This is a genomic window from Collimonas sp. GW821-FHT07E08, from assembly GCF_059418905.1.
This window is the reverse complement of sequence record NZ_JBWKQR010000023.1, coordinates 39213-53815: the sequence shown is the minus strand read 5'-3', so window position 1 is coordinate 53815 and position 14603 is coordinate 39213. Positions and strand designations below refer to the sequence as shown.

11 protein-coding genes are annotated in these 14603 nt (G+C 62.2%); 4 read left to right on the top strand and 7 right to left on the bottom strand.

Annotated features, from left to right (window positions below):
- Together AC07RZ_RS22620 and AC07RZ_RS22615 are read left to right on the top strand one after the other, a co-directional pair.
- Nucleotides 1–218: hypothetical protein (locus AC07RZ_RS22620; protein ID WP_494669666.1), on the top strand; the 218-nt coding region annotated here is incomplete at its 5' end.
- A 420-nt stretch (nucleotides 219–638) separates the two neighbouring features.
- Nucleotides 639–1361 (top strand): hypothetical protein, encoded by a 723-nt coding sequence (locus AC07RZ_RS22615; protein ID WP_494669665.1) that lies wholly within the window; start codon nucleotides 639–641, stop codon nucleotides 1359–1361.
- A 178-nt stretch (nucleotides 1362–1539) separates the two neighbouring features.
- On the opposite strand, the gene AC07RZ_RS22610 is transcribed toward AC07RZ_RS22615, so the two are convergent.
- The 3 genes from AC07RZ_RS22610 to AC07RZ_RS22600 all read right to left on the bottom strand — a co-directional run bounded on the left by AC07RZ_RS22610 (nucleotide 1540) and on the right by AC07RZ_RS22600 (nucleotide 7288).
- Nucleotides 1540–4626 (bottom strand): efflux RND transporter permease subunit, encoded by a 3087-nt coding sequence (locus AC07RZ_RS22610; protein ID WP_494669664.1) that lies wholly within the window; start codon nucleotides 4624–4626, stop codon nucleotides 1540–1542.
- Nucleotides 4623–5768, bottom strand: a complete 1146-nt coding sequence (locus AC07RZ_RS22605; RefSeq protein WP_494669663.1) for an efflux RND transporter periplasmic adaptor subunit — start codon at nucleotides 5766–5768, stop codon at nucleotides 4623–4625. Before AC07RZ_RS22605 ends, AC07RZ_RS22610 begins: the two co-directional genes overlap by 4 nt.
- Nucleotides 5769–5833: 65 nt before the next feature.
- The gene (locus AC07RZ_RS22600; protein ID WP_494669662.1) at nucleotides 5834–7288 is read right to left on the bottom strand and encodes an efflux transporter outer membrane subunit; all 1455 of its coding nucleotides are present in this window, start codon (nucleotides 7286–7288) and stop codon (nucleotides 5834–5836) included.
- A gap of 167 nt (nucleotides 7289–7455) precedes the next feature.
- Between AC07RZ_RS22600 and AC07RZ_RS22595 the strand changes: the two genes are divergently transcribed.
- A complete protein-coding gene (locus tag AC07RZ_RS22595) occupies nucleotides 7456–8091 on the top strand; it encodes a TetR/AcrR family transcriptional regulator (protein WP_494669661.1) in 636 nt (211 codons plus the stop codon).
- A 26-nt stretch (nucleotides 8092–8117) separates the two neighbouring features.
- On the opposite strand, the gene AC07RZ_RS22590 is transcribed toward AC07RZ_RS22595, so the two are convergent.
- The 3 genes from AC07RZ_RS22590 to AC07RZ_RS22580 form a co-directional block, all read right to left on the bottom strand.
- The gene (locus AC07RZ_RS22590; protein WP_494669660.1) at nucleotides 8118–9311 is read right to left on the bottom strand and encodes a glycerophosphodiester phosphodiesterase family protein; all 1194 of its coding nucleotides are present in this window, start codon (nucleotides 9309–9311) and stop codon (nucleotides 8118–8120) included.
- Between the two features lie 289 nt (nucleotides 9312–9600).
- Nucleotides 9601–10632 carry an MBL fold metallo-hydrolase gene (locus tag AC07RZ_RS22585; protein WP_494669659.1) on the bottom strand — a complete coding sequence of 344 codons (1032 nt, stop codon included), beginning with the start codon at nucleotides 10630–10632 and terminating at the stop codon, nucleotides 9601–9603.
- 153 nt (nucleotides 10633–10785) lie between these two features.
- Nucleotides 10786–12345 (bottom strand): MFS transporter, encoded by a 1560-nt coding sequence (locus tag AC07RZ_RS22580; protein WP_494669658.1) that lies wholly within the window; start codon nucleotides 12343–12345, stop codon nucleotides 10786–10788.
- Nucleotides 12346–12458: 113 nt separating this feature from the next.
- On the opposite strand from AC07RZ_RS22580, the gene AC07RZ_RS22575 reads away from it, so the two are divergent.
- The gene (locus AC07RZ_RS22575) at nucleotides 12459–13358 is read left to right on the top strand and encodes a LysR family transcriptional regulator (protein ID WP_494669657.1); all 900 of its coding nucleotides are present in this window, start codon (nucleotides 12459–12461) and stop codon (nucleotides 13356–13358) included.
- Nucleotides 13359–13362: 4 nt separating this feature from the next.
- On the opposite strand, the gene AC07RZ_RS22570 is transcribed toward AC07RZ_RS22575, so the two are convergent.
- A complete protein-coding gene (locus tag AC07RZ_RS22570; protein ID WP_494669656.1) occupies nucleotides 13363–14580 on the bottom strand; it encodes an aspartate aminotransferase type Ic in 1218 nt (405 codons plus the stop codon).
- Between the last annotated feature and the right edge of the window lie 23 nt (nucleotides 14581–14603).

The window sequence follows — 14603 nt, the reverse complement described above, 5'->3', positions numbered from 1 at the left end:
ATCTTGACGAAGAACGGATCAAGCTTCGACCCGCACTTCGTTTCCATAAAAGCTTGACCAAAACCATAGAATCTATTGACGCCCTACGCCTTGCCGCGTTTGTTTGCATGCGCCTGCAACGCGGTAAGGCGTACCCGGTAGGGCGTAATAGCGCAGCGTATTACGCCGCATGCGATGTCCAAATGAGAAAACGACGTCAAATTAATTGCGGCGAATAGCAATTAGAAAATGCTGCTTATGTCGATCAACCGTACGGCGCAATACGCTGCGCTATTGACGCCCTACGCCTTGCTGCGTTTGTTTGCATGCGCCTGCGGTGAGTACGGTCAAACCAGCAGCCGGCGCTGCGAGCGGCAGCACGATCACCGCCGCAGTCAAACTGGAAACAATCCATTTTTATTCCGCAGGCATTGTTTTTCGCAATTGATAACAATTATTGTCTGTAATATAATGACAGCGAGAGTTCAGCCTCGCTGATTTACTCGTCAATCAGCTTGTAAATTTTTATCCGCACTGCGGATATCCTTCGCATCGATGTACGCCGCACGTCTCGACAGATGTCCAGCCGCAACGATCGCTCCAGATAAGTTTTGCCAGCCGCACCGCCAGCCAACATCTCACTGCTTTAAGGAAATCCTATGAGAAAACGCTTGCCTCGCCTGTTTCGTACAAGCTCCATTATTGTCGCCGGCCTGCTCGCCGCCCCCGCATCGGCTGCCGACGTCGATCCTGAATTTTCTGCCGCTGAAAACCGCCTCAAAGCCAATAATGCTTTCGATAGCCTGAGCCGCTCCAAGGCAAGGCGCGCTTTCGACGCCTTGCCGCCAGCCGATCGCGAAAGACTGTTGTCGTCGCGAATCAGAAAGGCTGTGCCGGGTGCGGCCAACACCAGGATTTTTCTGCGGGACGAGACGGATGACTGCCGCAACATGCCCAGTTATAGCGAGAATAGCGTCGGCTTCAGAATCGGCGTGACGCCGGACGGCTTGAAATTCAGCGGCGGACCCGGCGAATCGTTGCGGACGCCTTATCCATCCATGCATAAAGACGCAGGCTTTTGCGATTTTTCCCTGCATGGCATGATGCCGGCAGTTCGGCAAAACCCAGACGAACACCGGGGCAGTTTGCATGGCGCGAATATCGCTCCTCCTTTTAGAAGCCGCCATTCACCCACTTCCACGCTGGCCGAATCGCTGCGCAACCAGCGATATGCCAATGAACAGCAACGGTTATCGGCAAACCCGCCGCCGATGCCGGTCACAACGGATACTTATCGTGAAGGCCGTTCAAGCCGGACTCCCCATTTGCCAGGCAGGGTCATCGTCACCACGCCTGGCGGCGGTCTCAGATTCAAGCCGTAGCAGGTACGGCGTATCCGGCAGGTGTAATGGCGAAGCGTATTACGCCATTACACCTTACGCCTTATCGCGTTGTTATTTGTCTCAGTTTATTTGATATCGCTTGCTTTTGCGAAGCATCACATGCGGCGTAATACGCTTCGCTATTACGCCCTACGCCTCGCCACATTGCACGGCCGGATCAAAGCACACTTCCTCCAACGGCCTCCTTGAGCGGGGCTTCTTTTTTCCCGGAAAACAGTTTCTTCAGCCAATGCTCGAACTCGTCGACGTAGGTAAACACCACCGGCACCACCAGCAAGCTCAGTGCGGTCGAGGTCAGCAGGCCGCCGATGACGGCCACCGCCATCGGTTGCCGGAAGCTGGAGTCGGCGCCGAAGCCTAGGGCGATCGGCGCCATGCCGGCGATCATGGCGACGGTGGTCATCACGATCGGCCGCGCCCGCTTATGGCAGGCGTCTATCAATGCCTCGAACACCGACAGGCCGCGGTCGCGCTTGCCGACGATGGCGTACTCCACCAGCAGTATCGAGTTCTTGGTCACGATCCCCATCAGCATCACCAGGCCGATCATCGACGGGATGTCCAGTTCGCTGCGCGCCATCAGCAGCGCCAGGAAAGCGCCGCCGAGCGACAACGGAATCGCCGACAGGATGGTGACCGGCTGCAGGAAATCGCGGAACAGCAGCACCAGCACGCAGAACACGCACAGCACGCCGATGACGATCGCCATCATGAATCCGGCGCCCAGCTCCGCCGCGATTTCCGCATCGCCGGTCTGGATCAGCTGCACGCTGGACGGCATCTGCTTGACTGCCGGCAGCGCTTTCGCCGCCGCCAGCGCTTCACCCAGCGGCATGCCGCCGAGATCGGCGCTGACCGTGACGTAGCGCCGGCGGTCGTATCTTTCGATTTTCGACGGCCCGCTCTCCACCGACAGGCTCGCCACCGAAGACAGCGGCACCAGGCCGTTGCGGCCCAGCACATGCAGGTTGGCAAACGTGGTCACGTTCTGGCGATCGACGTCCGGCACGCTGACATTGATATCGACCTGCCGGTTGTCGAGGTTCAGCTTGGCCAGGTTTGCCGAAAAATCGCCGGCCGTGGCGATCCGCACCACCTGGCCGATGGCGGCGGTCGACACGCCCAGTTCGCTGGCGCGCTGCAGGTCCGGCCGCACGATGATTTCCGGGCGCTCCAGGCTGGCGGTGGAACTGATGTTGGCCAAGCTGCCGACGCCGCGCAGCTGCCGCTCCATGGCCTGGGCAGTCGCCTTCAGCGCATTTTCATTGTCGCCGGCAAGGATCAGCTGCATTTTCTCGCCAGGGCCGCCTGCACCCACCGTGAAACGGGCGCCGGGCACGTTCAGCAAGGCGCGCCGCACCGCTTTCTCGATTTCGGTCTGGCGCGGACGTTTGGCGCGGTCGGCCAGCGACAGCGTCAGCGAGCCGTTGCGCACTTCGCCAGCCTGCAGCTGCCCGCCGCCGACCACCTGCGACACGCCTACCGTGGTAAAGATAGCGTCGATGCCGCCCACGCTGCCCAGCGCGGTGCGCGCCCGTTCGGCTACCGCCAGCGTATTCTGCAATGAGCTGCCAGGCGGCAGTTCAACGTTAACCGTCGTATACCCGCGGTCGGCCGGCGGCATCAAACCGGTCGAGATCAAGGGAATCAGGGCCACCGAACCGACAAAAAACAGCGTCGCCGCCAGCATCGTGGTCTTGCGGTGCTCCATGCACCAGCGCACCGCATGCAGGTACCAGCGCATGATCCGGCCATCCTGCTGTTCAACCGCAGGCTTGGATTTCAACAGGTAGGCGGCCATCATCGGCGTCAGGATGCGCGCCACCAGCAACGAGGTAAGGACAGCGATCACCGCGGTCCAGCCGAACTGCTTGAAGAACATGCCCGCAATGCCGCTCATCATGGCCGTCGGCAGGAATACCACGACCAAGGCCATGGTGGTGGCCATCACGGCCAGCGCGATCTCGGTGACCGCGTCGCCGGCCGCCTGCAGGATCGGTTTGCCCATATGCGCATGGCGCTCGATATTCTCGATTTCGACAATTGCATCGTCCACCAGGATGCCGACGATCACCGCCAGCGCCAGCAAGGTCAGGGTATTCAGGGAAAACCCGAACCACGCCATGGCGGCAAAGGCAGGCAGGATCGACAAGGGCAGCGCCGAGGCCGCGACCAGGGTCGCGCGCCAGTCGCGCAAGAAAAACCACACCACCAGCACCGCCAGGATCGAGCCTTCGTACAGCATGTCCATCGAGCCTTCATACTGCTCCTTGGTGTAGCCGACCGTTCCCGAAATCCGCGTGAATTTCAGCGTGCGGTTGCCGGCTTGCAGCTTTTCCAGCGCCGCGCCGACGTTTTTGGCGATCACGGTTTCGTCGTAGCCCTTGGCGCGGAATACCTTGAAGCCGACCACCGGCTTGCCGTCCAACAAGGCAATCTGGGCGCGCTCGGCGCTGGCGTCGCTGATGGTGGCGATCTGGTCGAGCCTGAGCTTGCGCCCGTTGGCCAGCGTTATCGGGAACGCGGCCAGCTCCGAGGCCTGGTGCACCGTCGCGATCACGCGCGCCGACTGTTCTTCCTGGCCGAACTGCCCGCGCCCGCCCGACGATTCCTGCTGCATGTTGCGCAACGCCTGCGAGACGTCGACAGCGGTCACGCCCTGCGCCGCCATGCGCACCGGATCGACAGCAACGCGCACCTGGCGCGTCAGGCCGCCTACCCGGTCTATGCGGCCGATGCCCGGCACCGCCAGGATCGCCTTGCCGACGGTGTCGTCGACAAACCAGGACAGCGCCTCTTCGCTCATATCGGCGGCGATGGCGTACACCAGCACCGCATCGCCGCCGACGGTGACGGCGCTGACGGTCGGCTGCTGCAGGTCGGTCGGCAGCTGCGAGCGTACGCTGTCGACGGAATTCTTGGTGTCGATCAGGGCGTCCGAGAGATTTTTCTCAAGGACGAATTCCACTGTGATCTGCACCTGGCCGTCGGTGATCGAGGTGCGCAGGTGCTTGAGCCCGCTCATGGTCGCCAGCGCGTCTTCCACCTTGCGCGCCACCTCGGTTTCCAGCTGCGCCGGCGCGGCGCCGGGCTGGGTCAGCGTGACATTGATGGTGGGCAGGTCGATATCCGGCAGGTTTTGAATAGGCAGCTTATGGAAACCCATGATGCCGGCGACGGTCAGCAAGGCGAACAGCAGGATCGCCGGGATCGGGTTGCGGATGGACCAGGTGGCGAAATTCATTTGGCCTCCTTGGCTGCCGGCGCAGCGGCGGCATCCGCGGCGTCGCTTGCTACCCGCACGGTATCGCCCTCATTGAGGAATCCGGCGCCAAGCACCACGACCTGGTCCGATGGCGCCACGCCCTTCACGATTTCGATGTCGGTGCCCTGCCGGCGTCCGGTGACGACCGCCAGCCGCTCCACTTTATTGCTGCCGTCGTCCTTGAACTTGAGCACATAGGTATGGCCGTCGCGGATGACAATGCTCTGCGCCGGCACCACCAGCGCCTGCTTTGGATTGAGTGCGATCGCGCCGTTTGCGTACATGCCGGCCCGCACCTGCTGGCCGTCGGCGATATCGGCATACACCAGCCCGAGCCGCGAGCTGCTGTCCAGTGACGGTGCGGTTTGCCGGACCACGGCAGACGCCGTACCGCCGCCGGGCAGCGCCAGCGCCACCTGCTGGCTGGCCGCAATCCGCGCCAGCTGCTCCGCCGTCACTTCGCCGCGCCACTCCAGGCGCCCTTTCAAGATCATCCTGAACAGTTCCTGTCCGGTCGACACCACCGAACCGGCGGTGGCGGAGCGCGAGCTGATGACGCCGTCGTCGGGCGCGATCACATCGGTATAACGCAGCTGCAGCTGCTTGAATGCAAGCTGGGCGCGCGCCGTCTTGGCCAGCGTGGTCGACTGCAGCACGTCCTGGTCGCTGATGCCGCCGCTGCCCTGCAGCGAAATGGCCCGTTTGGCGTTGGCCTCGGCCTGGTCGTAAGCGGCCACCAGTTGCGCTTCTTCGGCGCGCAGCAGGTCGGGATTGAGGCGCGCCAGGACCTGGCCCTTTTTGACATGGTCGCCGACATTGACCCGCACCTGGTCCAGCTGGTAGCCGCCGATCTGGCTGCCTATGATCGCTTCCTGCCAGGGCGCGACGGCGCCGGACGCGGTCAAGGTCTCGGCCCAGCTGGCCTGGGCCGGCCGGGCGATCGTCACTGTCAGCGCTGGCGTGGTCTGGGCCGGCTTGGCTTCAGCCTTGCCGGATTTCGCCAGCATGGTGACGCCGGCGGCGACCGCCGCCACGGCAAATACAAGGGCAACGGCGATGGCGGCGCCCTTGCGCCGCGGGGAGGATTTGACGGGTGCTACCATTGGTTCGGACGTATTCATGGCTGGGTTTCCTGGTGTATTGCTATCGTATGGTTGTGATGGCGCTGGTGCAGGCATGCACCGTGCTAGCCCGGGTTATCGATTTGCCCGGTGGCCTGCATCAGGCTGATCCAGGCTTGCCCTTGGTCGCGCTTGGCGGCAATGAAATTCTCTTCGGCGGTCTGGCGCTGGCGCCGGATGTCTTCCAGCTCGAACATGCTGATGGCGCCGGCGCGCCACTGCGCCTGGCTGGCGCGGAAACTGAGCTGGGCGGCGTCTACCGCGTCCTGCGAGGATTTCACGCGTTCTTCGGCCGACGTCTGGAAGGCCAGCGCATCCTCGACGTTCTGGACCACTGTACGTAAAGTCGACTGCAATGTGGCGGCAGCTTCCCGGTAGCGTCCGGTAGCGGCGTCGACATTGGCCGCGCCGGCGCCGCCGTCGAATAAAGGAACGGTCAATCCCGGCCCGGCCGACCAGCTGGTGAAATTGACCGAATTGCCGACGGCGCGCAGCCAATTCCCCGACAGCATCGCGCTAAGGCTGATGGTCGGCAGCCGCTGCGCGCGCGCCACGCCGATATCCGACCAGGCCGCAGCCAGCAAGCGCTCGGCGGATACCAGGCTCGGATGGTCGCGCAGCACTGTCGCCGGCAGCTCCGGCTGCATGGCTGGCGGGGTCGGCATGACATGCGCGACATCGTCCAGGATCGCGCTGCTTTCCTGCGGATCGGCGTTGCTTGCCGTCGGCAGCAGCAAACGGCGCACCGCTGCCGCCGGCTGTCCGGTCAGCGCCACCAGCGCATCGACGTTGCGCGTGCATTGTTCCTGCTGGCTGATGCGTGCGGTGCGGGCGTTAGCCAGGTTGGTCAGCGCGCTGAATTCCGCCGAAGACGCGATATAACCGACTGCGCGCCGCTTGCGGGTAAGGGTCAGCTCGGTTTCGCGCGAAGCGATGTCAGCGTCGCGCACCTGCAGCGAATAGGCGCAGGCGCGCAGCGCAAGGCTGGTATTGGCGACTTGCGCCGCCAGCGACAGGCGGGCGCCTTGCGCATCGGCCGTGCGCGCGTCGAGGCGCCGTTGCGCCGCCGAGACCGATTCCCTGATGCGGCCCCAAAGGTCGATCTCCCAGCTGAAATCGGCGCCGACCGAGGATGAACTCTCCAGCATGGTAGTGGAGCTGCCGCCCAGCGTGTTCTGGGTCTGCGCGCGCGTGGCGCTGGCGTTGCCGTTTACCGCTGGCAAGCGCTGTGCGCTGGCGACACCGGCGGCAGCCTTGGCCTGGTCTACCCTGGCCGCAGCCTGGGCCAGGGTCGGGTTATCGGCAAACGCCGAGGACACCAGGCTGTCGATGGCGGGATCCCCCAATTGGGTCCACCACTGCCCGTTCGCGGCCACTGCGCTGCGCTTGCCGGGATGCGGATTGTTTTCCCAGTCGGCCGGGACCGGCTGCTTGGGCGGTGAATAGGCGGGCTGGGTTGCGCACGCGCTCAGGAGCAAGGCAACCGCGGCGGCGGCGGCAAAGGTTCTCATTTTTGGCATATCCGTTTCAATCCATTCCTGCTTTACCTGGAGCCCGGTGGGTTTTGTCCGACTGACATTATTTAATAGATCGAGCATTCTATCTATTATAAGCAGGAATCAGCCGCCGTCAATTTATGTTAGATTGATCGCTCTATTTTGTATCTTTTTGGTTTTTAGGAGGCCGCATGCGCAAAATCGACCCGGTAAAACACGAGCAAAAGCGGCGCGACATCCTCGAAGCCGCGGGCCGCTGCTTTGCCAAGGACGGGTTCCGCGGCGCCAGCATTTCCAGCATCTGTTCCGAAGCGAAAATCAGCGCCGGCCACCTGTACCACTATTTCGCCAGCAAGGAAGCGATCATCGAGGCCATGGCAGCGACCGGCCTCGAACATGCGGAAGCCCGTTTCAATCACTTGATGAAAAGCGACAATCCGATCGAGGGCCTGATAGCGGAAATCGAGCAAGCCAACACCCAGAGCTGCTCCGCGCAGCAGCATCAGATCGACATGCGCGCAAAAAAACAGCTGCATGTGGACATGCTGGCCGAAGCCGGCCGCAATCCCGCCATGGCGGAAATCGTCAACCAGCATTCAACGAAAATACGCGGAATGCTGGCCACCCTGCTGCAAACAGCCCAGAAACGCGGGCAGATCGACCAGACCCTGGATCCAGACCTGGCCGCCGCCATTTTGCTGAGCGCCATGGAAGGCGTCGGCAACATGACGATGCGCGATCCCGAGCTCGACATGAAAAAGAAGCTGGAGATGCTGAGCACGCTGATCAAGCGTTTCCTGACGCCGGGCTCAGGTAAAGAAAAATAGAGCCCGGATTTAAGTCATCGATCTTGTTACCTGGCTTGCTTCACCGCCAGCCATTCGTTCAGCGCCGCCCTGGCAGTCGGGGTGAAGTCGGTGAACACGCCATCCACGCCCAGCTCGAAATACGCCTTGTATTCTGCCTTCGGGTCGCCGCCATAGGTGCGCGTCAAGCGCGCCGGCTCATCGCGGTAGGTGAACGGATGCACGAACAGGCCCAGCCGGTGGGCGTCGGTAATCAAGCTGGTCGGCGCCATGTTGGAGGCATCCGACAGCTTCTTCACCGCATTGCCGGCGGCGTCCACGCCTTGCGGCGGCAGTATGTACAGTTTCCATGGCCCGATGCCGTCGGCATAGGTCTTGACTTCAGCCAGGCCTTCCGGCGTCGCCATCGCCGCGAAGGTGCGCGGATCGCCCTTCTGCAGCCAGGAGAAAGGCTTGGCGGTGTCCGGCGAACCGTAAGTCATGACGCCGGTCTTGAAGTCGGTGCCGTCGCCGTCCATCAACTGCACCACCTTGGTCTTGAGGCCGAGGCGGCGCATCAGCTTCAGGCTCTCCGGTTCGAACGATTGCACGAAAACCGGGGAATCATGGGTGTTCCAGCCTTCCTTATCCAGCATCGCGAGCAGCTTTTCTTCCAGCGGCACGCCCAGCGCGCGCTGGTAGATCGGATTCTTGGTTTCCGGATAGATCGTCAGGGTGCTGCTGGGATTGGCGGCGCGCGTGGCTTTGGCGAGGTCGATGACTTCCTGGAACGTCGCCATCGGGTACATGCCGTCGTACTGGTGGCTGCGGACCGCGATCGGCTGCTTGACGCGCAAGGTCTTCAGTTCGGCCGCCGTGAAATCGCTGATATACCAGTCCGGCGCCACGGCCACGCCGTCGACCGTGCGCGATTTCTTGCGCGACGCGAATTCAGGGTGGCTGGCGACATCGGTGGTGTCGCTCAGGAACGGGTTGTGGCAGACGAACAGCACGCCGTCGCTGGACGACATCAAGTCCATCTCCAGCGAATCGGTGCCGGCGGCGATCGCCGCCTGGTAACCCGCGATGATTTCTTCCGGATACAGGCCGGCCAGCCCGCGGTGGCCGATGATCAGCGGCGGATTGCCGTCGAGCGTCTTGAGGCCGGGGTAATGCGCAGTGCCGCCAGGCGCCGGCTGGCTGGCGCAGCCCGCAGCCAGGGCGGCTGCGGCAAGCAATGAAGCTGTCAGTACGTATTTCATAGGACTCCTGCAGGTTGTTCAGGGAAAGTGTCTGGAACGGCACAGCGACTATTGCACAATGTCTGCGCGTTGCAAGATATATGTCTGGTTGGGACACAACTTTGCCTGGAAAAGCGAGCAAGATCCATACCCATGCGATAGGGTGAAATGACTGATCAGAAGAGTGTTTAGTCGACTAGCCGATTTATATTTACATATAAATCAGCTAGTTATTGAAAATATTTAATCTATTACTTTAAATATTTTACTTCTAATATTTTGCTTTAACTTCGATGGTGCTCGAGTGCGCTCAGGCCACCTGCTCCCGCCACCAGCGCAGCCCCTCATGCGGCTCCGCAAGGCTGAGCAGCTCGCCCATCTGCGGCGTGCTGACCGGCACTCCCTGCTGTTCGGCCAGCACAACGATGCGTTCGAACGGGTCTTGCCAGACATGCAAGGCTAGGTCAAAAGTACCGTTATGCACCGGCAGCAGCTGCTTGCCGCCCAGGTCCAGGTGGGCCTGCAGGGTCTGTTCCGGCTGCATGTGCACATCCGGCCAGTCAACGCCGTAGGCGCCGGTTTCTACCATGGTCAGGTCGAACGGGCCGTAGCGGTCGCCGATTTCCTTGAAGCCGCCGAAATAGCCGCTGTCGCCGCTGAAGAACAGCCGCAGGTCGTCATCCAGAATTACCCAGGAAGCCCACAGGGTGCGGTTGCCGTCGCTCAGGCCGCGCCCTGAAAAATGGCGCGCGGGCGTGGCCACCAGCTGCAGACCGCTTACCATCGTGGTTTGCCACCAGTCCAGCTGCTGTATCTTTGCCGCCGGCACCCCCCATTTGACCAGCGTATCCCCTACTCCCAGCGGCGTCAGGAAATGCTCTACCTTGCCGGCCAGCTGCAGGATTGCGTCATGGTCAAGATGGTCATAATGGTCGTGCGAGAGGATCACGCCTTTGATCGGAGGCAGCTCGGCGATGCCGATCGGCGGCTGGTGGAAGCGCTTGGGGCCGATCCACTGGAACGGCGAGGCGCGCTCGGAAAACACCGGATCGGTCAGCCAGAATTCGCCGCGCAGCTTGAGCAGCATGGTGGAATGCCCCAGGCGGAACAGCGAGCGGTCCGGCGCCGCCAGCAGCTGCTCGCGGCTGAGCGCCTGCACCGGGATCGGCCTGGCGGGCACCGTGCCGGGCGGCTTGTGGAAGGCAAACCGCCAAATGATCTGCAAGGTCTTCCACAAACCGTTCTTGTGCCTGGGAAGCTGGTTGCGGAATTTGCCCTCGCGCCGCTGCGATGGCCTGGGGAGAATACTCGTATCGGGTGCTGTGAGCGTTTCGCTTGCCATGCCGTTTATCCTGTTGCTGCCGGTTAGTCGACGATTCCCTGCAATGGCAAGGAACAATTACACTACACAGTGTAGTTTAAACAGAAAAAAAGTAAACTAATTAGTGCAAATAATTTGTAACCGGCACCAGGCTGCCTGACAAATTGCGGCTGCTTACAGGGATTCAGTAATCTTCCTGTCCGTTTTACACTGCGGCTCCGGCTCGGGTCCGAAAATCATGAAACTGACCGCCGCCAGCACCCAGACGCCGACGCCGCCGTACAGCATCACCAAGCCAAAACCGTGCACCAGCGCTGCGTGCGCCACCGTTCCGGAAGCATCCAGCGACGACAGTTCCGGGAACCCTTGCTCGAGCGAGGCAAAATTTCCCGAAGCAATCCTTTCCGCCAAAGCGCGCAACCGCAACGCGTCGACGGATGCGGGAAAAGCGCTCCGCATGTAAGACAGGATGCCTTCCAGCAGGATGAACCCCATCAAGGCGATGTTGACCGCCAGGGAAATCAGCCTGGCGCTCATGTCTATGCCGGAAGCCATGCCGGCCCGCGTGACCGGCACCGAGCCGGTGGTGGTATTGGTCACCGGTGTATTGGTCAGGCCCAGCCCGATGCCCGCCAGCAGCGAACCGGGCAGCATGGTCAGCCAGCTGGCGTGCGCGGCGCCGCTGCCGTATTTCATCAGGATGAAGCCGAGGCCGATCGTGAACAGCCCGCACGGGATCACCAGGCGCGGCTGGTAGCGCAGCGACAGGCGCTCCGCCAGCGGCGGGATCACCAGCGTCGGCAGCGTGTAGGCCAGCAAGGACAGTCCGGCCGCCACGACGTCGTAGCCCAGGCCGCTCTGGAAATAGATCGGCAGGTAAATCATGAAGGGCCAGAAGCTGAAATTCATGCCGGCCGAGCCGATGATCGCACCGGAAAAATTGCGTATCCTGAATACGGAAAAATCAAACATCGGATGCGGGTTGATTCTTTCCACCCACACGAAAATGAGGAAGCCGACGACCGCGGCGGCAATGATGCCGATGGCGGCGTCGCTGGCGAAACCAAGGTCCGGCCCTTGGGTAATGAAGTAAGTCAGGCCAAACACCGACAGCGACAGCGTGACGATGCCCAAGACATCCAGTTTTTTTGCCTGGGGATCGCTCGATTCCTCGACGCTGCCGAGCACCAGCAGCAAGGTAAGGATCGCCAGCGGGACGTGGACCAGGAACACCCAATGCCAGTTTGAAACAACCACGATCATGCCGCCGATGATGGGCCCGAAACCGAGGCCGATGCCAAACACCACGCCCCAGATGGCAAACGCTTTGCTGCGTTCGGCGCCCTCCTGGAACTGGTGCGACAGCACCGCGATCTGGCAGATCAGCATGGCGCCGCCGCTCATGCCCTGCAGGAAGCGGCTGGCGACCAGCACCGGCGCGCCCTGCGCCAGGCCGCAGATCAGGGAAGTCAGGCCGAACAGCACCAGGCTGATGATGAAAATACGCTTGCGGCCATAACGGTCCGCCAGTGTGCCGGCCGCCATCAGCACCGTGGTGCAGGCGATGGTGTAGGCATTCATGATCCATTGCATGTCCTTGAAACTGCCGTGCAATACCTTTTCAAGGGTCGGCAATATCACCGGCACGCTGGAAATTTCCAGGCCGAACATCAGCGCGGTCAGGCAGACGGCGGCCAATGCGATTCTGTTTCTGCTGGCGTGAGAGAAGCTCATGGATGTTTGCACTCGGTTGTATCGGAGGAAACATTGTGGAAGGATTTGCCCTATGATGGAAATGATTTAATTTTGTGCCATTCATTAGCAGCCATCATCTATTGGAAACAACCATGGACTTCGATCCGACACTCCTGCGCGCCTTTGTCGCTGTCAAGGAAACCGGCGGCTTCACCCGTGCGGCGCAACGGCTGCACCTGACCCAGTCGGCGATCAGCCACCAGATCCGCCGCCTTGAAGAACAAACCGGACGGCCGCTGCTGCGCCGGACGACGCGCAAGCTGACCTTGACCGAGGACGGCGAGGATTTCCTGCGCTACGCCGAGCAGATCCTGGATACGCTGGATGCCATGGCGCGCCGCTTCCGGCCGTCGCCGGTGTCGGGCGTGGTGCGTTTCGGGGTGCCGGAAAATTTCATGGGCGAACGGCTGCCGCCGCTGCTATGCCAGTTCGCGCGCGCCTTCCCGGCGGTCCGGCTTGAAGTGCACGTCAGCATGAATCTGGATTTGCCGGCCATGATCGCGGCGGATGAACTCGACCTGGCGGTAGTGATATCGGTGCCGCGCAGCGAGACCGGCACGGTATTGCGGCGCACCCGGCTGGCGTGGGTGGCGGCGGAAAATTTCGAGGCAACGCCTGGCGCTTCGCTGCCGCTGGCGTTCTTTCCGGCGCCATGCATCTACCGCCAGGCCGGCCTCGTGGAGCTGGACCGCACCGCGCTCGACTGGCATGTGGTATTCACCTCGCCCAGCCAGCAAGGTTTGCGCGCGGCCGTGCTGGGCGGGCTGGCGGTGACGGTGCTGACGCGCGACGACCTTGAACCCGGCATGAAAATCGTCGACGGCCAGTACGGCTTGCCGCCCTTGCCTAGCGCCGATTTCTCCCTGATCTGGAGCGGCAGCGGCAAGACCCAGGCAGCCTGCGAGTTCGGCCAGCTGATCCTGGAGATGCCGGAACTGCCACCGCTGCCGTTTGCCCTTGGCCGCCCAGAAGCCCGCGCGGCTTCCCTGTAGCGCCCTATTCCGCGATGGCAACCCTGAGCGCCAGCGCAATCCCCTTGGCTGCTTGCGAGATCTCGTCCAGCGACGGGAAGCTGGGAGCGATGCGGATGTGGCGGTCCTCGACGTCGTTGCCATAAGGGAAAGCGGCGCCGGCAGACGTCAGCGTGATGCCCAGCTCTTTGGCCAGCGCGATGGTCCGCTTGGCGCAACCAGGCGGCGTAACGAGGTCGATGAAATAGCCGCCGTGCGGCCTGGTCCAGGATATCCCGTCGATCCCGCCCAGGTAGGCGTCGAACTGCGCCAGCACGGCGTCGAATTTCGGTTTCAGCAGCTGGCGGTGGCGTTCCATCAGCGCTTCGACATTGGCACGGTCTTTCAGGAAACGCACATGGCGCAGCTGGTTGATCTTGTCCGGGCCGATGGTGCGCACCGATGTCTTGCGCTGCCACCAGGCGATGTTGGCTGCCGATGAAGCCAGCGCGGCCAGGCCGGCGCCGGCCAGCGTGATCTTGGACGTCGAGGCAAAAACGATGGCGCGGTCTGGATTGCCGGCGCGTTCGCAGGCTTCGAGCACATTGATGGTGGTGTGCTTCTGCTCGCTCAGGTGATGCAGGCGGTAAGCATCGTCCCACAGCAGCAGGAAATCCGGCGCGGCGGTCTTCATGGCGGCCAGGCGCTGCACCACGTCGGCTGAATAGATGGCGCCGGAAGGATTGCTGTATTTGGGAACGCACCACATGCCCTTGATGCTGGCGTCGCCGGCCACCAGTTTTTCCACCACGTCCATATCCGGGCCGTCGTCGGCCAGCGGCACGCTGATCATCTTGATGCCGAGCGATTCGCAGATCGAGAAATGGCGGTCGTAGCCTGGCACCGGGCACAGGAAAGTCACCGGCTGCTGCTGGCTCCAGGGCGCATGGCCGGTTATCCCGTATAACAGGCAGAACACGATGGCGTCATGCATCAGCGCCAGGCTGGCGTTGCCGTCCACCACCACCTGCCCGGCGGGCACGTCCAGCAGGCTGGCAAACAGGGCGCGCGCTTCCGGCAGGCCGCTGGCGACGCCATAGTTGCGTGTGTCGGTGCCGTCGGCCGCGGTAAAACCGTCGAGCTGCTGCAGCAAGGCGCTGGACAGGTCGAGCTGCTCCGGCGCCGGCTTGCCGCGCGACATGTCGAGCTTGAGGCCGAGCTGCTTGAATGCATCGTATTGCGCTTGAATCTCTTGTGAAGTCATTGGTTTTTCCTGCAAAGGCAGCC

Bases quoted from the DNA above. Each gene is read 5' to 3' on its own strand.
- AC07RZ_RS22575 (WP_494669657.1), top strand. From the start codon at position 12,459: ATGGACTTCGATCCGACACTCCTGCGCGCCTTTGTCGCTGTCAAGGAA.
- AC07RZ_RS22590 (WP_494669660.1), bottom strand. From the start codon at position 9,311: ATGAAATACGTACTGACAGCTTCATTGCTTGCCGCAGCCGCCCTGGCT.
- AC07RZ_RS22615 (WP_494669665.1), top strand. From the start codon at position 639: ATGAGAAAACGCTTGCCTCGCCTGTTTCGTACAAGCTCCATTATTGTC.
- AC07RZ_RS22585 (WP_494669659.1), bottom strand. From the start codon at position 10,632: ATGGCAAGCGAAACGCTCACAGCACCCGATACGAGTATTCTCCCCAGG.
- AC07RZ_RS22580 (WP_494669658.1), bottom strand. From the start codon at position 12,345: ATGAGCTTCTCTCACGCCAGCAGAAACAGAATCGCATTGGCCGCCGTC.
- AC07RZ_RS22610 (WP_494669664.1), bottom strand. From the start codon at position 4,626: ATGAATTTCGCCACCTGGTCCATCCGCAACCCGATCCCGGCGATCCTG.
- AC07RZ_RS22595 (WP_494669661.1), top strand. From the start codon at position 7,456: ATGCGCAAAATCGACCCGGTAAAACACGAGCAAAAGCGGCGCGACATC.
- AC07RZ_RS22600 (WP_494669662.1), bottom strand. From the start codon at position 7,288: ATGCCAAAAATGAGAACCTTTGCCGCCGCCGCCGCGGTTGCCTTGCTC.
- AC07RZ_RS22570 (WP_494669656.1), bottom strand. From the start codon at position 14,580: ATGACTTCACAAGAGATTCAAGCGCAATACGATGCATTCAAGCAGCTC.
- AC07RZ_RS22605 (WP_494669663.1), bottom strand. From the start codon at position 5,768: ATGAATACGTCCGAACCAATGGTAGCACCCGTCAAATCCTCCCCGCGG.